The 18,746-nt window shown below is 69.9% G+C and carries 15 protein-coding genes; 8 read left to right on the top strand and 7 right to left on the bottom strand.

Going from position 1 to position 18,746, the window contains the following annotated elements; all coding sequences use genetic code 11:
- Positions 1-55 precede the first annotated feature (55 nt).
- Complete coding sequence (locus tag AC3WLB_RS09425) at positions 56-1,207, top strand: alkaline phosphatase family protein (RefSeq protein ID WP_492505354.1); 1,152 nt, start codon at positions 56-58, stop codon at positions 1,205-1,207.
- Between the two features lie 73 nt (positions 1,208-1,280).
- Here AC3WLB_RS09425 and sepH read toward each other — a convergent pair whose 3' ends face one another.
- Positions 1,281-2,504, bottom strand: coding sequence for a septation protein SepH (sepH, locus tag AC3WLB_RS09420; RefSeq protein WP_492505352.1), 1,224 nt, complete (start codon positions 2,502-2,504; stop codon positions 1,281-1,283).
- Positions 2,505-2,705: 201 nt separating this feature from the next.
- On the opposite strand from sepH, the gene AC3WLB_RS09415 reads away from it, so the two are divergent.
- The gene (locus tag AC3WLB_RS09415; RefSeq protein WP_022897746.1) at positions 2,706-2,999 is read left to right on the top strand and encodes a DUF4193 domain-containing protein; all 294 of its coding nucleotides are present in this window, start codon (positions 2,706-2,708) and stop codon (positions 2,997-2,999) included.
- Here the strand turns inward: AC3WLB_RS09415 and AC3WLB_RS09410 are convergent.
- Positions 2,996-3,448: a DUF3093 domain-containing protein gene (locus AC3WLB_RS09410; RefSeq protein WP_492505349.1), complete on the bottom strand. Its 453-nt coding sequence runs from the start codon at positions 3,446-3,448 to the stop codon at positions 2,996-2,998. The two genes, AC3WLB_RS09415 and AC3WLB_RS09410, sit on opposite strands and share 4 nt — an antisense overlap.
- A 39-nt stretch (positions 3,449-3,487) precedes the next feature.
- Between AC3WLB_RS09410 and dut the strand changes: the two genes are divergently transcribed.
- The 6 genes from dut to dxs all read left to right on the top strand — a co-directional run bounded on the left by dut (position 3,488) and on the right by dxs (position 12,858).
- The gene (gene dut / locus AC3WLB_RS09405) at positions 3,488-3,946 is read left to right on the top strand and encodes a dUTP diphosphatase (RefSeq protein WP_031283885.1); all 459 of its coding nucleotides are present in this window, start codon (positions 3,488-3,490) and stop codon (positions 3,944-3,946) included.
- On the top strand, positions 3,943-4,647 hold the full coding sequence (locus AC3WLB_RS09400) for a DUF3710 domain-containing protein (RefSeq protein ID WP_492505347.1): 705 nt from the start codon (positions 3,943-3,945) through the stop codon (positions 4,645-4,647). The genes dut and AC3WLB_RS09400 overlap by 4 nt, the downstream gene beginning before the upstream one ends.
- Positions 4,644-5,408 (top strand): DUF3159 domain-containing protein, encoded by a 765-nt coding sequence (locus tag AC3WLB_RS09395; RefSeq protein ID WP_492505345.1) that lies wholly within the window; start codon positions 4,644-4,646, stop codon positions 5,406-5,408. The genes AC3WLB_RS09400 and AC3WLB_RS09395 overlap by 4 nt, the downstream gene beginning before the upstream one ends.
- Before the next feature lie 22 nt (positions 5,409-5,430).
- Entirely contained in the window at positions 5,431-7,839 is a 2,409-nt protein-coding gene (locus AC3WLB_RS09390; RefSeq protein ID WP_492505343.1) for an HAD-IC family P-type ATPase, read from the top strand.
- 133 nt (positions 7,840-7,972) lie between these two features.
- Positions 7,973-10,810: an aconitate hydratase gene (locus AC3WLB_RS09385; protein WP_492505341.1), complete on the top strand. Its 2,838-nt coding sequence runs from the start codon at positions 7,973-7,975 to the stop codon at positions 10,808-10,810.
- Positions 10,811-10,872: 62 nt separating this feature from the next.
- Positions 10,873-12,858: a 1-deoxy-D-xylulose-5-phosphate synthase gene (dxs, locus tag AC3WLB_RS09380; RefSeq protein WP_492505339.1), complete on the top strand. Its 1,986-nt coding sequence runs from the start codon at positions 10,873-10,875 to the stop codon at positions 12,856-12,858.
- Here the strand turns inward: dxs and AC3WLB_RS09375 are convergent.
- From AC3WLB_RS09375 to AC3WLB_RS09355, 5 genes are all read right to left on the bottom strand, one after another.
- Positions 12,840-13,379, bottom strand: coding sequence for a dihydrofolate reductase family protein (locus tag AC3WLB_RS09375; protein ID WP_492505337.1), 540 nt, complete (start codon positions 13,377-13,379; stop codon positions 12,840-12,842). The genes dxs and AC3WLB_RS09375 overlap by 19 nt on opposite strands.
- Before the next feature lie 112 nt (positions 13,380-13,491).
- Positions 13,492-15,636 (bottom strand): 3-hydroxyacyl-CoA dehydrogenase NAD-binding domain-containing protein, encoded by a 2,145-nt coding sequence (locus AC3WLB_RS09370; RefSeq protein WP_492505335.1) that lies wholly within the window; start codon positions 15,634-15,636, stop codon positions 13,492-13,494.
- Positions 15,633-16,847, bottom strand: a complete 1,215-nt coding sequence (locus AC3WLB_RS09365; RefSeq protein ID WP_022895007.1) for a thiolase family protein — start codon at positions 16,845-16,847, stop codon at positions 15,633-15,635. The genes AC3WLB_RS09370 and AC3WLB_RS09365 overlap by 4 nt, the downstream gene beginning before the upstream one ends.
- Positions 16,848-16,917: 70 nt before the next feature.
- Entirely contained in the window at positions 16,918-18,138 is a 1,221-nt protein-coding gene (locus AC3WLB_RS09360) for an HRDC domain-containing protein (protein ID WP_492505333.1), read from the bottom strand.
- Positions 18,131-18,727 (bottom strand): DUF3000 domain-containing protein, encoded by a 597-nt coding sequence (locus AC3WLB_RS09355; RefSeq protein WP_022895005.1) that lies wholly within the window; start codon positions 18,725-18,727, stop codon positions 18,131-18,133. The genes AC3WLB_RS09360 and AC3WLB_RS09355 overlap by 8 nt, the downstream gene beginning before the upstream one ends.
- Positions 18,728-18,746: the final 19 nt, after the last annotated feature.

Raw genomic sequence — 18,746 nt, 5'->3', positions numbered from 1 at the left:
GGCTGCGCGGGCACGGATCGGGCGTGACCGTGGGTCGTGTGCCAGACTGGGCCGAATGTCCACCATGCTACCGACGCCGGGCGCCGGGGGGCCGACGCTCGCCGACGTGTTGCCGAGTTGCGTCGCGTCGCTCGAGGGCGCGCCGAACCGGCTCGAGCTGCCTGCAGCGGAGCGTGTGGTGGTGGTGCTGATCGACGGGCTCGGTTCGGCGGCGCTCCGCGCCCGCGCCGGACACGCACGCACCCTGGTCGCGGGGCTCGGCAAGCGCACCATCATCTCGAGCGGATTCCCCACCACCACCGCCGCCGCCCTCGCGACGCTCACCACCGGCGGCCGCCCCGGCGAGCACGGCATCGTGGGCTACACGGCACTCGTGCCGGAGCTCGGCGAGGTGGTGAACCAGCTCTCCGGCTGGTCGGCGGCGATGCAGCCGGCCACCTGGCAACGGCTGCCGACGCTCTTCGAGCGGATGCGCGCGGCCGGAGTGCCGTCGAACACGATCGGTCCCGCGAAGTACGCCGACTCCGGGCTCACCCACGCGATCCTGCGGGGTGCCGACTACGTGACGGCGGGCACGATCGCCGAGCGCTTCGCCGCCGCGCGGCGCCTCTTCGACGAGGGTGGCCGGCGGCTGGTGTACCTCTATGTTCCCGAACTCGATCAGCTGGCCCACGCGCGCGGGTGGGAATCCGACCGGTGGCTCGCCACGCTCGAGCTGCTCGACGCGGAGTACGCGCGCTTCACGTCCACGCTCCGGCGGGGCGAGGGGCTGCTGCTCACCGCCGACCACGGCGTCGTCGACGTTCCGGCGACCGGGCACATCCTGTTCGGTGACACGCCGGAGCTCGTGGCGGGGGTGCGGAAGGTCGGGGGAGACCCGCGCTGCCTGCAGCTCTACCTGGGCCCCGATGCGACGACGGATGCGCGCATCCGGCTGGCCGAGGCATGGCGCGAGCGTGAGTCGTCACGCGCCTGGATCGCGACGCGCGAGGAAGCGATCGCGGCGGGCTGGTTCGGGCCGGTCGACCCCGAGGTGGAGCCGCGCATCGGCGACGTGATCGTGGCGGCCCGCAAGCTCGTCGCCTACTACGACGGGCGCGGCGGTGACCAGGCCGGCCGCTCCATGGTGGGCCAGCACGGTTCGCTCACGCCCGAAGAGACCCTCGTCCCGCTCCTGCGCGCGGGCGCGTACCGCCTGGCCCTCTAGCACTCCTCGCGACCCGTCAGTTTTGGCCCTAAAACCTTCGGTTTAGGGCCAAAACTGACGGGTCGCGAGGAGGTCAGGCGGGGTCGTCGTCGGAGCGGGCGCCGAACACGATCTCGTCCCAGCTCGGCATCGCGGCGCGCTGGCGCTTCGCCGCCGGCTGCTTCGCGGGGGAGGCGGCGGGCGTCGAGGGTGCCACCACGTCGGGTTCGAGACCCTCGAGCGGAGTGTCGACCGGGTCGATCGGCACCGGCCGCGGGCCGCCGAAGACCGGTTCGTCGTCCGGCGGCTCGAAGGCAGCGGCCTCGCGCTCACCGCGGCGCCGCCGCAGGGCCTCGAGGAGGTCGGCGGTCTGGTTGTGGTCGGCGGTGTCGGCGGTGTCGGGTGCGCGTTTCACCGCGAACGCGTCGAAGGGCCGGTCCTTCGACGCGGACGACGAGGACGACGCAGCGCCCGCCCGTCCGGCCGCGGCGAACAACGAGCCCGCGCCCACCTCGGCCGCGGGCGCCGCGTGTGCGCCGGATGCGGCCGAGGCGCCGCCTGCCGCGTCCGTCGACGCCGCTCCGGTCACGGCGTCGCCGCCCGGGGAATCCTGTGCTGTCTCGAGTGCGCCGCCCTCGGGAGCGCGCGGTGCCGACGCATCCGCCCGCTCCAAGGGGGTGAACGAACCGCTGTCGAACCGGGAGTCGCCTGCCTCGACGGGCGCGACGGCGCGCAGCCGCGGGATGAGCCCCTCGTTCAGCTCGCCGTGCCGGGAGAGCGTGGTGGCCTCGTTGTTCAGCGGGGTGAGGGCGTGACGCTTCGGGTCGAACTGCCAACGGGCGTCATGCTCGATCTCGCGCGCCGTGAAGGTGAGCTTCACGATCCAGCCGGTCTCGTCTTTCCAGCTCGCCCAGCGAACGTCCTGCGCCGCCAGTCCCTCGAGGCGCTCCTCGATCGCGTCGCCGAAGGTCGAGAGCGGCTCCTCGCCGAGCGGATCGGCCGGCGCGGTGGGCTGCACCGGCACGCGGAGCGCCGAGGCGACCATGAACTCGCGCTCGGCGACCACGGGCCCCTCGAACCGCTCGACGTAGTCGACCGACGCCCCGGTCAGCTCGGCCACCTCGAAGGCGGAGAGCCCGGAGCGGATGTGGTTCTGGATCTCGCGCGGCGACACCTTCTTGCCGCTCGCCTGGGCGGCCATGCCCTGGCGGAGCCGCGATTGGAGCACGTCGTCGATGACGATGCGAAAGCGTTCGCCCGCGTCACTCGAGACGAGCAACGCTCCGTTCTCGACTCCGATTACCGTCAAATCCTGCATGGTGAAAGGCCTCCAGAGGTCACTGTTCGCTGACAGGATGACACGCGGTCGGCCTGCTTTCCGGGAATGTTCCGGGCGTGCCGCGAGTTGCAAGGGCCGTGAGTAATCACTACTCACGCGACGGTTTGCTATTCCCGCCCGTTTGATGCAAACTAACGCCGCCGATTTGGTTAATGGGCTGTATTCAAGAAGTGGAATGGCATGGCGACTGATTACGACGCACCGCGCAAGACCGATGACGATTCCGATTCGATCGAAGCGCTGAAGGAGCGAGTTCCGGACAAGATGTCCGGCGTCGTAGATGTCGATGACGCCGACAACCCCGGTGGTTTCGAGCTGCCGGGCGCCGATCTCTCCGACCTCGATCTGGATGTCGTCGTCCTGCCCCCGCAGGCCGACGAGTTCACCTGCATCAGCTGCTTCCTCGTGAAGCACCGGTCGCAGATCGACCACGAGGAGAAGCTCGGAGCGATCTGTGTGGAGTGTGCCTCCTAGGGCCGCGACGCCGTCACCGCATCGATGAAATCGCCGGGACGCCGGGTCGACACCAACCAATAGGGTGTCGGATCCTGCGGATCGGCGATTTGCATTTTCACGACCGGGCCGATCCAGCCGCGGATGCACAACCACGCCCGCGCATCCGCCAGCCGCCCCCGCTCGGCGGTGGCGTCGGCACCGCGGTAAGCCGTGCATTCGCCGAGAAGATCGGAGGGGATGCTCGCCCGGCCGACCCGCACTTGGCCCGGCGTCACGTCCAGAACCGGAGAGGTGGCCCAGAGGGTGCCGATCAGTGCCAGGTAGAGCACGACGCCCACCACCGCGCCCACCAGCCATCCGTTCACATCCGGCAGCGGGGCGAAGACGAGGATGCTCGCCGGCACGACGAGCGCCGTCGACACGAACACCCAGGGCGATGGGAAGAGCCTCTCCCGATAGTGCGACATGCCTCTATTCGATCATCCTTTCTGCACTACCCTCGACTCGTGACGAATTCCATCGAGATCCTGATCACTGCGCAGAACGTGCCGGCCTATGCCCACCCGGGCGACGCCGGAGCCGATCTGCTGGCGGCCGAGGCGGTCACCCTCGCGCCGGGCGAGCGCCGCATCGTCGGCACCGGCGTCTCGATCGCACTGCCCGACGGCTACGTCGCCTTCGTGGTGCCCCGGAGCGGTCTGGCCGCCAAACACGGCATCACGGTGGTGAACACCCCCGGCACCATCGACGCCGGGTACCGCGGCGAGCTCAAGGTCATCCTCCTGAACACCGACAGCCAGGTGCCGTACGATATCGCCGTCGGCGACAGAATCGCGCAACTGATCGTGATGCCGGTGACGCGAGCCGTGTTCGTGCCCGTCGAGACGCTCCCCGGGAGCCATCGCGGTGAGGGCGGGTTCGGCTCCACCGGATACTCGTCCCCGACGAACGGAAGCCAGTCATGAGCGACAAAGACCGAGTCCCCGACGACAGCACCCGCGACGGCGGCGACGCCGAGATCGAGGTCAGCGCCGACGCGGGCGTCCTCGAGACCCCGGAGCCCGAGGCCGACCGCGACGCCAAGTCGGCTCCCGCCGACCGCGCCACCGAGGGCCCCTTCGACGCGACCGAGGCGAATCCGGCCCGGCCGTACGTCGATCTCGGTGGCCTCAAGATCCTGCCCCGCGAGGGCCTGCATCTGCGGCTCGAGGTCGAGGAGGGCACGAACCGAGTGGTGGCCGTGGGGCTCGACTACGCCGGCTCCACCCTTCAGGTGCAGGCGTTCGCGGCACCCCGGTCAACCGGGTTGTGGCACGAGATCCGCGAGCAGATCGAAGACCAGATCCTGAAGCAGGGCGGCCAGAGCACGGTGCAGGTCGGCGCGTTCGGCCCCGAACTCGTGGCCGGCGTGCCGGCGACCGCGCCGGACGGCACCCAGGGCCTCCGCATCGCCCGCTTCATCGGCGTCGACGGCCCGCGCTGGCTCCTGCGCGGTGTGATCGCGGGCGAGGCCATCACCAACCCGGCCGCTCAGACGGCCGTCGAAGACCTGTTCCGCAGCGTCGTCGTGGTGCGTGGTTCGCAGCCCATGCCGCCGCGCGACCTCATCCCGCTCACCATCCCGAAGACGGCGGCTTCGGGCGGCGCCGCGCCGGCCGCCTCTTGACGACGCCACCGCCCGGCGACGGCGAGACGGATGCGCGGGGCGACGCCCCGGCGCCCATCACCTTCCACGAGGCCTTCGCCCAGGCCGCCCGCAACGCCGGCATCGGACAGGTCACCCCGGGCGAGGCGCCCACCCGTTCGTCGCTCCTCAAAGCCATCGGCGGCGTGCGCGGGCTGATCGAATCGATCCTGCCGGGGCTCGCCTTCCTGGTCATCTTCACCATCACCAAGAACCTCGTGCTCTCGGTGTCCGCGCCCGTCGCGCTGGCGGTGGTGTTCGTCATCGTGCGCCTGGCCACCCGCAGCGCCGTGATGCCCGCGATCGCGGGGCTCCTCGGCGTCGGGGTGTCGGCCGGGCTCGCGCTGTTCACCGGCCGCGCGGAGGACAACTTCGTGCTCGGCATCGTCATCAACGTCGTGTGCCTCGTGGTGCTCCTCATCTCGTTGGTCGCGCGCCGGCCGCTGATCGGCGTCATCGTGAGCCTGCTCGTGAACGACCCCGGCGGCTACCGCACCGACCCGGCGAAGGGCCGGGTCGTGCTCGTGGCGACCTGGTGCTGGGTCGGCCTGTTCGCGGCGCGCCTGGCGGTGGAGGTGCCGCTCTATCTCGCGGCACAGACCGAGATCCTGGCGTCGGTGAAGCTCATCATGGGCGTGCCGCTCTACGCCGGGCTGCTCTGGGTGACCTGGCTGCTGGTTCGCGCCGCGTACGCCACGACGGAGCCGAGTGCATCCGTCGAGCCGCCGGCTGAGATCTCCTGACGCGGGCACGGGGGAGCGCGGCATGGGAGACGGGGGTCTCAGCACGGCAGAGGTGGCCGACCGGGTCGCCCGGGGCCTCACGAACGTCGCCGACACATCGACGTCGCGCTCGGTCGGCAGCATTCTCAAAGAGAACGTCTTCACCTTCTTCAACGCCATCCTGACGGTCTGCTTCCTCGCCGTGCTCTTTCTCGGCGACCTCGGCGACGGCCTGTTCTTCGGCATCGTCGTGGTGAACTCGCTGATCGGCATCGTGCAGGAGCTCCGCGCGAAGGCGAGCCTCGAACGCCTGGCGCTGCTCGCCGCTCCGGAGACCGCCGTGCGCCGCGACGGCGAGGTCGTGGTGATCAAGCCGGAGCAGGTCGTGCTCGACGACCGGATGCTGCTGCGCCCGGGCGACCAGGTCACCGCCGACGCCGAGCTCGACGCCGTGGCCGATCTGCTGGTCGACGAGTCGATGCTCACCGGCGAGTCCGAGCCCATCGCCAAACGCCCGGGCGACACCCTCCTCTCCGGCTCGCTGGTCGTCTCCGGCACCGCCGAGGCGCGCGTCACCGCCGTCGGTGCGGAGTCCTACGCGAACACGCTCACCCGCGAGATCAAGCGGCACACCCTCGTGCACTCGGAGCTCCGGGCGGCGACCACGCGCATCCTGGTGTACCTCAGCTGGCTGCTCATCCCGGTAATCCTGATCGTCATCGTCGGGCGGGTGCTGGTGTACGGCGCCATCGGGCCCGACGGCGTGTTCGAGTTCTCCGACCTCGCACAGGTGCCGTACGAGTCGTGGCGGCTGGCCGCGCTCGACACGGTGGCGAGCGTCGTGGGCATGATCCCGGAGGGTCTCGTGCTCCTCACGAGCCTCGCCTTCGGGGTGGCCGTCATCCAGCTGGGCCGGCAGAAGGTGCTCGTGCAGGAGCTCGCCGCGGTGGAGGTGCTCGCCCGCGTCGACGTGCTGTGCCTCGACAAGACGGGCACGCTCACCACGGGTGAGATCGGCTTCGAGCGCCTGATCACGGTCGACCCGCAGGCCTCGGAGCACGAGATCGACGTCGTGCTCGGCCTCATCGCCCACGACGTCGCGGCGAATCCCACGGCGCAGGCGCTGCGCCCCCACTTCGCCGACGACGGCGAGACGGTGCTCGAGCGCCTGCCGTTCAGCTCGCGCCGCGCCTTCAGTGCACTCACCTTCGAGCGGGCCGGGGTGCGGCAGACCTGGCTGCTCGGCGCGCCCGAGCGACTGCTGGCCGGGCATCCGGATGCCCTCCGCCGGGCCACCGAGACCGCTGCAACCGGGCGCCGCACGCTCGCCCTCGCGCGGGCCGAGGGCGAAGCCGCCGACTACGCCGAACTGCAGGCAGGCGTCGCGCTCGATGAACGGGTGCGGCCCGCCGCCATCGCGATCTTCCACGAGACGGTGCGGCCGGATGCGCGACCCACCCTCGACTACTTCGACCAGCAGGAGGTGCGGGTCGTCGTGCTCTCGGGCGACAACCCGGTCACCGTCGGGGCGATCGCGGGTGAGCTCGGCCTGGCCCGTGGCGCGGGCGCCGTCGACGCGGGCACCCTCCGCTCCGACGAGGAGCTCGACGCCTCCCTCGCGGCGGCGAGCGTCTACGGGCGCGTCGCTCCGGAGCAGAAGCGGCGCGTCGTGCACGCGCTGCAGGAGCAGGGCCGCACGGTCGCGATGACGGGCGACGGGGTCAACGACGCCATGGCCATCAAGGATGCCGACCTCGGCATCGCGATGGGCAACGCCACGCCGGCCACACGCGCGGTGTCGCGCATCGTGCTACTCGAGGGGCGCTTCGACCGGCTGCCGACCGTGCTCTCCTACGCCAGGCGCGTCATCGCGAACGTCGAGCGGGTGTCGAACCTCTTTCTCACCAAGACGGTCTACGGCGTGGTGCTGGCCCTGGTCAGCGCCTTCCTGCTGTGGAAGTTCCCGTTCCTGCCCCGGCAGATGACCCTGGTCTCGACCCTGGCCATCGGCATCCCCTCCTTCTTCCTCGCCCTGGCACCCAACCGCCGGCGCTACCGGCCGGGGGTGCTGAAGCGCGTGCTCGGCTTCTCGATCCCGTCGGGGGTCATCGCGTCGGCCGCGATCGTGGCGGCGTACTCGGTGCTGCTGCGGCTGGTGCCGCTCGACGAGGCACGGAGCCTGGCCTGCATCACGCTCTTCCTCGTCTCGCTCTGGGTGCTCTGCGTGCTCGCCCGGCCGCTCAGCTCGTGGCGGCTCGGCATGGTCGTCGCCGTCACCGCGGCCTTCGTGCTCGCCTACCTCGTGCCGCTCTCCCGGGACTTCTTCGCGCTGGAGGTCAGCAGCCTGCCGGCGCTCGGCGTCGCCGCCGGGATCGGGGTGCTCGGGGCGCTCGGCATCGAAGCCTGGTACCGCATCGCGCGGCGGCGTGGCCTGGTCTCCGACCGCGAGTGACTGGTGTATATTTATCTTGACGTCAAGATAGTTTCCTCTGACGACGTGCGGTGCGGCTCTTAGGCTGCCCTTGCTAGCCATCCGTTGCGACGGCGCACGAAGATTGACGTGAACGAGCGAAGGTGAGGTCGACGTGTCGGCAGTGAACAGTTTCGAGTCGAAAGACACCCTGAAGGTCGGAGACTCGTCGTACGAGGTCTTCCGCATCGACAAGGTCCCGGGCCACGAGAAGCTCCCGTTCAGCCTCAAGGTGCTGCTCGAGAACCTGCTCCGCACCGAGGACGGTGCGAACATCACCGAGGCGCACATCAAGGCGCTCGGCGGCTGGGTTCCGACGGCCGAGCCCGACACCGAGATCCAGTTCACCCCCGCGCGCGTGGTGATGCAGGACTTCACCGGCGTGCCGTGCATCGTCGACCTCGCCACCATGCGCGAAGCGGTCGGCGCCCTGGGCGGCGACCCCACCAAGATCAACCCGCTCGCGCCCGCCGAGCTCGTCATCGACCACTCGGTCATCGCCGACCTGTTCGGCACCGAGAACGCCCTCGAGCGCAACGTCGAGATCGAGTACGAGCGCAACGGTGAGCGCTACCAGTTCCTCCGCTGGGGCCAGACGGCCTTCGACGACTTCAAGGTCGTGCCGCCCGGAACCGGAATCGTGCACCAGGTGAACATCGAGTACCTGGCCCGCGTCACGTACACCCGCGAGGTCGTCGACTCCTTCGGCAACAAGGTGCTCCGCGCCTACCCCGACACCTGCGTCGGCACCGACTCGCACACCACCATGGTCAACGGCCTCGGCGTGCTCGGCTGGGGCGTGGGCGGCATCGAGGCCGAGGCCGCGATGCTCGGCCAGCCGGTCTCCATGCTCATCCCGAAGGTCGTCGGCTTCAAGCTCTCCGGCTCCATCCCCGCCGGCGTCACGGCGACGGACGTGGTGCTCACCATCACCGAGATGGTGCGCAAGCACGGCGTGGTCGGCAAGTTCGTCGAGTTCTACGGCGAGGGCGTCGGCGAGGTGCCCCTCGCCAACCGGGCCACCATCGGCAACATGAGCCCGGAGTTCGGCTCGACCGCCGCCATGTTCCCGATCGACGACGTCACCCTCGACTACCTGCGCCTCACGGGCCGCAGCGAGGAGCAGGTCGCGCTGGTCGAGGCCTACTCGAAGCTGCAGAAGCTGTGGCACGACCCGGCCCAGGAGCCGGTGTTCAGCGAGTACCTCGAGCTCGACCTCGGCACCGTCGTGCCCTCGATCTCGGGCCCGAAGCGCCCGCAGGACCGGGTGGAGCTTTCGGTGGCGAAGTCCACGTTCATCCGCGACCTCGAGAACTACGCCAACGCCGACCAGGACCTGTCCCGCGTCGACGCGGCCGTCGAGGGCACCTTCCCGGCCTCCGACCCGATCGGGTTCACGGCCGAGGACGAAGACTCGGCGCACGAGTACTCGCACAGCCACGTCGCCCACGCGCCGGGCGCGCTGTCGCGGCCGACCAAGGTCTCGACCGCCTCGGGCGACAACTACACGCTCGACCACGGCGCCGTCGCGGTGGCCGCCATCACGTCGTGCACCAACACGTCGAACCCCTCGGTCATGCTCGCCGCGGGCCTCCTCGCGCGCAACGCGAACAAGCTCGGCCTCAAGGCGAAGCCGTGGGTGAAGACCACGCTCGCGCCCGGGTCGAAGGTCGTCACCGACTACTACGCCAAGGCCGGCCTCACCGCCGACCTCGAGGCGCTCGGCTTCTACACGGTCGGCTACGGCTGCACGGTCTGCATCGGCAACACGGGCCCCCTGATCGACGAGGTCTCGGCCGCCATCAACGACAACGACCTCGCGGTCACCGCGGTGCTCTCGGGCAACCGCAACTTCGAGGGCCGCATCTCGCCCGACGTGAAGATGAACTACCTCGCCTCCCCGCCGCTCGTCATCGCCTACGCGCTGGCCGGCTCGATGAACTTCGACTTCGAGGTGGATGCGCTCGGGCAGGACAAAGACGGCAACGACGTCTTCCTCCGCGACATCTGGCCCGACGCCGCCGAGGTGCAGCAGACCATCGACACCTCGATCAACACCGAGATGTTCGACCACGAGTACTCGAGCGTCTTCGAGGGCGACGAGCGCTGGCGGTCGCTGCCGACGCCCACCGGCCCGGTCTTCGAGTGGGACTCGGAGTCGACCTACGTGCGGAAGCCCCCGTACTTCGACGGCATGACGATCGAGACCACCCCGGTCACGGACATCTCCGGTGCCCGGGTGCTGGCGAAGCTCGGCGACTCGGTCACGACCGACCACATCTCGCCGGCCGGCAACATCAAGGCCGACAGCCCCGCCGGCAAGTACCTCGACGCCCACGGGGTCGACCGCAAGGACTACAACTCCTACGGCTCGCGCCGCGGCAACCACGAGGTGATGATCCGCGGCACGTTCGCGAACATCCGCCTGAAGAACCAGCTGCTCGACGGGGTGGAGGGCGGCTACACCCGCGACTTCACGCAGCCCGAGGGTCCGCAGTCCTTCATCTACGACGCCTCGCAGAACTACCAGGCCGCCGGCACGCCGCTCGTCATCTTCGGTGGCAAGGAGTACGGCTCCGGCTCCTCGCGCGACTGGGCGGCGAAGGGCACCTCGCTCCTCGGCGTGAAAGCCGTCATCGTGGAGAGCTTCGAGCGCATCCACCGCTCCAACCTGATCGGCATGGGCGTGGTTCCGCTGCAGTTCCCGGCCGGCGAGAGCTGGGCCTCGCTCGGCCTCGACGGCACCGAGATCGTCACGATCACGGGCATCGAGGAGTTGAACGAGGGTCGCACGCCGAAGACGGTGCACGTGGTGGCCGCCCCCAGCGAGCACTCGCCCGCCGGCAAGGAGACGATCGAATTCGACGCGGTGGTGCGGATCGACACCCCTGGTGAGGCGGACTACTACCGCAACGGCGGCATCCTGCAGTACGTGTTGCGGAGCCTCGTCTGAGCGGTTTCCCGGCCTGTGCGGCGTAGAGTGAAAGATCACGCCGGGATGGGAAGGTGGCTGGTATGAGCCTGCTCGAAGGGATCAACGAACCGCGAGATCTGGATGCGCTCTCGGCCGACCAGCTGCACACGCTGGCGGCCGAGATCCGCGCCTTCCTGATCGCCGAAGTCTCCAAGACCGGCGGTCACCTGGGCCCGAACCTCGGCGTGGTCGAGACCACCATCGCCATCCACCGGGTGTTCGACTCACCCCGCGACGCCATCGTGTTCGACACCGGCCATCAGTCCTACGTGCACAAGCTGCTGACCGGCCGTCAGGACTTCTCCGGGCTCCGGCAGAAGGGTGGCCTCGCCGGGTACCCGCAGCGCTCGGAGAGCCCGCACGACGTCGTCGAATCGTCGCACGCATCCAGTTCGCTCTCCTGGGCCGACGGAATCTCGCGCGCGTTCGAGATGACGGGGCAGACCGATCGTCACGTCGTCGCCGTGGTGGGTGACGGTGCGCTCACGGGAGGCATGACGTGGGAGGCGCTCAACAACATCAGTGACGACAACTCGCGCAACCTCGTGATCGTCGTCAACGACAACGGCCGCTCGTACGCGCCGACCATCGGCGGCATGGCCCGCTACCTCAACACCGTCCGCACGAAGCAGGGCTATCAGCATCTGCACCAGTCCAGCCGCAAGGTCGCCGACCGCCTCGGTGCCCCGGCGCGGGCCCTCTACCGCGGCGCGCGCGGCGGTCTGCACGGCTTCCTCAGCCGCATGACCAACAACAACTCGCTCTACGCGAACCTCGACATCAAGTACCTCGGGCCGATCGACGGCCACGACGTCGTGGCGATGGAGGAGGCGCTCCGGCAGGCCAAGGAGTACGCGGCCCCGGTGATCGTGCACGCCATCACCGAGAAGGGGCGCGGCTACGAGCCGGCACGCACCGACGCCGCCGATCAGTTCCACGCGGTGGGCCAGATCGATCCCGAGACGGGCGAGCCGCTGTCGGCGCCCTCCGGTGCGCCGTCCTGGACGAGCGTCTTCGCCGATGAGATCGTGCGGCAGGCCGAGCAGGATGCGACGATCGTCGGCATCACCGCCGCCATGCTGCGACCCACCGGGCTGCACAAGTTCGCCGAGCGCTTCCCGGCCCGCGTCTATGACGTGGGCATCGCCGAGCAGCACGCCGTCGCCTCGGCGGCGGGCCTCGCGTACGGTGGACTGCATCCGGTCGTCGCCCTGTACGCCACCTTCGTCAACCGCGCGTTCGATCAGGTGCTGATGGATGTCGGCCTGCACCAGGCCGGCGTGACCTTCGTGCTCGACCGGGCCGGCGTCACCGGGCCCGACGGGCCGAGCCACCACGGCATGTGGGATCTGGCGATCCTGCAGGTGGTGCCGCGCATCCGCCTGTCGGCGCCGCGGGACGCCGAGCGGCTGCGGGAAGAGCTCGCCGAAGCGGTGCGGGTGACGGATGCGCCGACGGTCATCCGGTTCCCGAAGGGCAACGTGGGCGCCGACATCCCCGCGCTCCGGCGCACCGGGGACGGCGTGGACGTGCTGCGGGAGGACGCACAGAAAGACGTGCTGATCGTGGCGGTCGGCGTGATGGCCGAGTTGGCGCTCGAGGTCGCGACCTTGCTCGAGGCGCAGGGGATCGGCACGACCGTCGTCGACCCGCGCTGGGTGGTGCCCGTGCCGTGGTCGGTCATCGAGCTGTCGGATGCGCACCGCATCGTCGTGACGATCGAGGATGGTGTGCGGGTCGGCGGCATCGGCACGCGCATCCGCCAGGACCTGCGCGAGGCCGGGGTCGACACCGCGGTGACCGAGCTCGGCCTGCCCGACGAGTTCCTGGAGCACGCATCACGCTCGGAGATCCTGCAGCAGGTCGGCTTGACTCCCGAGCAGATCGCCGAGGACGTGGTGGCGCAGGTGCGGGGCAACAAGATCCCGATCGCCCGCCCGGTGCGCGCGTCAGCGCCCGGCACCGACAAAGCCGGCACCGACATAGCCGGCACCGACACGGATCAGCTTCACCCCCTGGTGCGGTAGACCGCTCCCGTCGCGCCGCCCGGGAATCGCTGGGTGCTCACGAGTTCGAGCACACCGGTGGTGGCCGCCACGGGGAGGAGCGGCGCCCCGGCACCGAGCACGACCGGCATGGTGGTGAGCAGCAGCTCGTCGAGCAGGCCCGCGTCGGCGACCTGAGCGGCGACGTCGCCCCCGCCCACGATCCATACGTTCTTGACGCCCGCGGCCGCGACCCACTCGGCGTGGAGCTGCCCGACGTCACCCGACGCGAACCGGATGTTCTCACCGCCCTCGATGTGCGGAAGCTCGCGGCTCGTCAGCACCCACGCCGCCTGGGCGGCGTACGCCCACGGGCTGCCCTCCGCGAGCAGCCACTCATAGGTGCGCGACCCCATCACCACCACCCCCACGTCGGCGAGGAACGCCTCGTAGTCGGCGCTGAACTCCTCGAACCCGAACTGCATCAGCCACCCGAGCCCGTTCTCCCGGTCGGCGATGAACCCGTCCACGCTCGCGGCCACGTAGTACTGCGTCTTGGTCATGCCCGAACGCTACCGCCACCCTCCGACACCGCGGACTTCTCCAAAGGAGACGGCCACCGCGCCCGCTGGGGGCGTCGGTGGCCGTCTCGTGTGGAGAACTCCAGCCGCAGGGCTACGAGACGCCGCGGATGACGGGGTGGTGGAAGGTGTCGCCGAAGACGCGCTCGGAGGCGCCCACCCGGTCGAGGTAGGGCGTGAGGCCGCCCATCTGGAACGGGTAACCCGCCCCCAGGATGAGGCAGAGATCGATGTCCTCCGCCGCGTGCACGACGTCGTCCTCGAGCATCCGGTGCACCTCGTCGGCCAGGCCGTCCTCGACCCGGCGGAGGATCTCCTCCTCGGTCATCGGCGTGCCGGTGCCCTTCGGGGGAGCGACCAGAGCCACGGCCTTCTTGTCGAAGCCCGTGATCTTGCCCTTGCCGTCGCGCTCGAAGATGCGCCCGTGCTCGGCGAGCTTGTGCAGGTTCGCACTCTCGAAGAAGCGCTCCGGGAAGGCGGCGTGATGCGTGTCGAGCACGTGCGCGCCGACCTTGAGGCCCACCAGCTCCAGCAGCTCGAACGGCGTCATCGGCAGCCCGAACGGGTCGAGCGCGCGGTTCATCACCTCGAACGAGGTGCCGGTGTCGACGGCGTGCATCGCCTCACCCAGCACCTTGGCCAGGATGCGGTTCACCACGAACCCGGGGGTGTCGCGCGTGATCACGGCGTTCTTGCGCAGCTTCGCGGCCGTGACCATGGCCGTCGAGAGCGTCGCCTCATCCGTCGCGGGCGCGTTCACGACCTCGACCAGGGGCATCACAGCAACCGGGTTGAAGAAGTGGAAGCCCACCAGGCGCTCCGGATGGGCGAGCTTCGCCCCGATCTGCTCGACCGAGAGCGACGAGGTGTTGGTGGCCAGCACCGCGGTCTCGGAGACGTGCTGCTCGATCTCGGCGAACACGTCCTGCTTCACCCCGAGCTCCTCGAACACGGCCTCGATCACCCAGTCGGCGTCGTTGAACTCCGACTTGTCGGTGGTGCCGTGGATGAGCGCGTTCAGCCGGTTCGACTCGTCGGGGGAGATGCGCCCCTTCGACAGCAGCGTCGCGATCTCGCCGCGGATGTAGTCGAGGCCCTTGTCGACGCGCGCCTGGTCGAGGTCGGTGATGACCACCGGAACCTGCAGGCGCCGCACGAACAGCAGCGCGAATTGCGAGGCCATGAGCCCCGCCCCGATGATGCCCACCTTCGTGACCGGCTTGGCGAGCGCCTTGTCGGGCGCTCCGGCAGGCCGCTTCGCGCGCTTCTGCACGAGGTCGAAGGCGTAGATGGATGCCCGGAACTGGTCGCCCGAGATGAGCTCCGCCAGCGCCTCGTCCTCCCGCGCGAACCCTTCCTCGGGCGTGCCCGACTTGGCGGCCTTCAGGAGTTCGAGCGCCGCATACGGCGACTTCGCGACCGTGCCGATGCGCGACTCGAGCATCTTGCGGGCGATGGCGATCGCGGCATCCCACTTCACCATCCGCTCGATCTTGCCGGGCTCGTTCGGCCGCTTCACCTTCACCGCGCCGGTGAGCACGCCGTCGGCCCAGCGGAGCGAGTCCTCGAGGTAGTTCGCGGGCCCGAAGATCGCGTCGGCGATGCCGAGGTCGAAGGCCTCCTGGCCCTTGAGGGTGCGGTTGTTCTTGAGCGTGTTCTCGATCACGACCTTGAGGGCGTTCTCGATGCCGATGAGGTTCGGCAGCAGGTACGCGCCACCCCAGCCCGGGATGATGCCGAGGAAGACCTCCGGCAGTGCGATCGCGGGCACCGACGAGTCGATGGTGCGGTAGTCGGCGGCCAGCGCCACCTCGACCCCGCCGCCGAGCGCGAGCCCGTTCACGAACGCGAACGAGGGCACGCCGACCTGCTTCATCTTGCCGAACACGTAGTGCCCGAGCTGCGCCATCTGCTTGGCCACGGCCTTGCTCGGGATCTCGCCGACCTTCGACAGGTCGGCACCCGCCGCGAGGATGTAGGGCTTCCCGGTCACGGCCACGGCGTCGATCTCGCCGGCCGCGGCACGGGCGGTGAGGGCATCCAGGGTCGCGCCGTACTCGGTCAGCGTGACCGGCCCGAGCGTGTTCGGCCGGGTGTGGTCGCGCCCGTTGTCGAGCGTGATGAGCGCGAGGGTCTTGCCGCTCGGCAGCGTGATGTCGCGCACGTAGGAGTGGGTCACGACCTCGTCGGCCGACAACGCCTCCAACCCGCTGAAGTCGATGGTGGAGTAGTCGGTCATCGCCCTGCCTTCTTCGAAGCCTTCTTGTTCCAGTTCGGGTTCTCCCAGATGACGGTGCCGCCCTGGCCGAGCCCGATGCACATCGCGGTGACGCCGTAGCGCACCTCGGGGTGCTCCTCGAACTGGCGGGCGAGCTGGATCATCAGGCGCACGCCGGAGGAGGCGAGCGGATGCCCGAGCGCGATCGCCCCGCCGTACTCGTTGACCCGCGGGTCGTCGTCGTCGATGCCGAAGTGGTCGAGGAACGACAGCACCTGCACCGCGAAGGCTTCGTTCAGCTCGAACAGCCCGATGTCGTCGATCGAGAGCCCCGCCTTGCGCAGCGCCTTCTCGGTGGAGGGCACCGGACCGATGCCCATGATCTCGGGCTCGACGCCCGCGAACGCGAACGAGACGAGACGCATCTTGACCGGGAGGCCGACCTCGCGCGCGAACGACTCGCTCGCGATCAGCGACGCCGTGGCGCCGTCGTTGAGACCCGACGAGTTGCCCGCGGTGACCCGGCCGTGCGGCCGGAACGGGGTGCGCAGGTTCGCGAGCCCCTCCATCGTGGTGTCGGGGCGCGGCGCCTCGTCGCGGGTGGCGAGCCCCCAGCCTTCGGCGCTCTTCGTGGCGACGGGGATGAGGTCGGGCTGGATCTTGCCCGCCTCGTACGCCGCCGCGACCTTCTGCTGGCTGCGCAGCGCGTAGCGGTCGGAGCGCTCCTTGGTGAGCTGCGGGAAGCGGTCGTGGATGCGCTCGGCCGTGTTGCCCATGTTGAGCGCCTCGGCGCTCACCAGCTTCTCGGCGAGGAAGCGCGGGTTGGGGTCGGCGTTGAAGCCCATCGGATGCCGGCCCATGTGCTCGACGCCGCCTGCGATGGCGAGGTCGTAGGCACCGAAGGCGATGGCACCCGCGGTGGTGGTCACGCTCGTCATGGCGCCTGCGCACATCCGGTCGATCGCGTAGCCCGGCACCGAGAGCGGGAGCCCGGCCAGGAGCGCCGCCGTGCGGCCGAGCGTCAGGCCCTGATCGCCCTGCTGGGTGGTGGCGGCGATGGCCACGTCGTCGATCCGGTCTTTCGGCACGTTCGGATTGCGCTCCAGCAATCCGATGATCGCCTTGACGACGAGGTCGTCCGCTCGGGTCTGCCAGTACATGCCTTTTTCGCCCGCACGCCCGAACGGGGTGCGTACTCCGTCGACGAAAACGACTTCAGATCTTTCGGCCACTATGCCTCCTGGAATTGGTCGACTCGAGTCTAGAACCGCCCATTCCCGGGCCGGAATCGATTGCTTGTTCCTACGAAACGACTTCCGCGGGGTTCTCGGGCGTTTGGTGGGGATCGACAAAGGCCTGCAGGATCGGCTGTGCAGTCAGTTCAATCTGCCACGGCCGGGCGCCGAGCTCGCGGAGCGCGTCGGAGACGGTCTCGAGGGTCAGCGGATCGGGGGCGTTCCAGGCCACCCGGCGCAGGAAGTCGGGGGTGAGCAGGTTCTCGAGCGGGATGGCGCGCTCGGCGGAAAGGGCGGTGAGTGCGGCGCGGGCGGCTTTCAGCCGGGCATCCGCTTCGGGATTCTTGTCGGCCCAGCTGCGCGGCGGCGGCAGGGTGTCGGTGGCGCGCTTCTGCACGGGGATGTCGTCGGTGGTGAGCGCCCGCTCGATCGCCGCCCACCAGCGGTCGAGCTCGGACCGCGAGGCCCGCCCGGAGAACTGCTTGAGCGCCGCGAGGTCGCGTCGCGAGGTCGGCAGCGCGCGGGCGGCGACGAGCAGCGACGCATCCGGCACCAGGCGCCCCGGCGCGGTATCGGTCTCGCGGGCCAGCTCGTCGCGGGCGAGCCAGAGCTCCCGGGCGGCGGCGAGGTGCCGGTCGGCGCGGAGGGCGTGGATGCCGCTCAGTCGGCGCCAGGGCTCGGCCAGGGGTGCCTTCTCCTCCTTCGCCACCACGGCGGCGAACTCCTGAGCGGCGATCTCGAGCTTGCCCTGCTCCTTCAGCAGCACCGCCATCGAGTCGCGCAGGTCGATCAGCAACTCCACGTCGAGCGCGGCGTACTCGAGCCACGACGCCGGCAGCGGCCGGGTCGACCAGTCGGCGGCCGAGTGCTCCTTGGCGAGATGGATGCCGAGCAGCTCCTCGACCACGGTGCCGAGGCCCACGCGGGGGATGCCGAGGAGGCGCGCCGCCAGCTCGGTGTCGAACACGGTGCTCGGCTCGAGCCCGACTTCGCGGAGGCACGGCAGGTCTTGGCTCGCGGCGTGCAGCACCCACTCCACGTCGCCGATCACCGACTGCAGGGGAGCGAACTCCTCGATCGCGGGCGGGTCGATGAGGAAGGTGCCGGAGCCGCGCCGGTAGAGTTGGATGAGGTACGCGCGCTGGGAGTAGCGGAACCCGCTGGCGCGCTCGGCGTCGACGGCCACCGGGCCGGTGCCGACGGCGAGCGCCTCGACCGCGTCATGGAATTCGTCGACCGTCGCGATGACGGTCCGTTCTGGTACTTCGATCGGCTTCTCGTCAGTCACGTTTGGCTCGCCTGGTCTGCAGCATCGTCACGCCATCGACGACGGGTGGCAGTCCGGCGAGCATGCAGAGGAGTTCGCTCCAGCCCTCGACGTGGGCCTGGAGGTTGTGGTCGGTGGGGGTCCAGGATGCGCGCAATTCGATCTGCGCACCGTCGCCCTGGCTCGACAGCTCCCCGAAGCCGGTCGAGATGATCTTCGTGGCCGTGCCGGAGGCGCTGGTGTAGTTGGCACCGCGGGCATCCAGCGCGTCGACCAGCCACGACCAGGCGACGTCGGCGAGGAACGGGTCGAGCCCGATCTCGGTCTCGAGCGGCGCCTGGGCGAAGCACACCACCCGGAACTCGCCGCCCCAGGCCTCGGGCCGGTCGGCGTCGTAGAGCAGGATGAACCGGCCGGTGCCCAGCTCGGAGTCGGCGCCGTGCCGTGCCGGGGTGACGTCGGCCGCGAGTGCCACCGCGTGCGGGGCGAGGTTCGCGGGCGCGGGGATCTCGTGCACCACGAGTTCGGCGCGCGTGTCGGCCCGTCGCAGCGAGTCGAGTGCTGCACCGAAGGCCGCCGGAACGTCCGGCGTGAAGGGGGAATCGGCCACGAGTGCAGACTAGAGTTCT

It is taken from the genome of Herbiconiux sp. FW305-C-125, assembly GCF_058783455.1.
The sequence above is the reverse complement of the archived record's forward strand: the minus strand, read 5'-3'. Positions and strand labels throughout refer to the sequence as shown.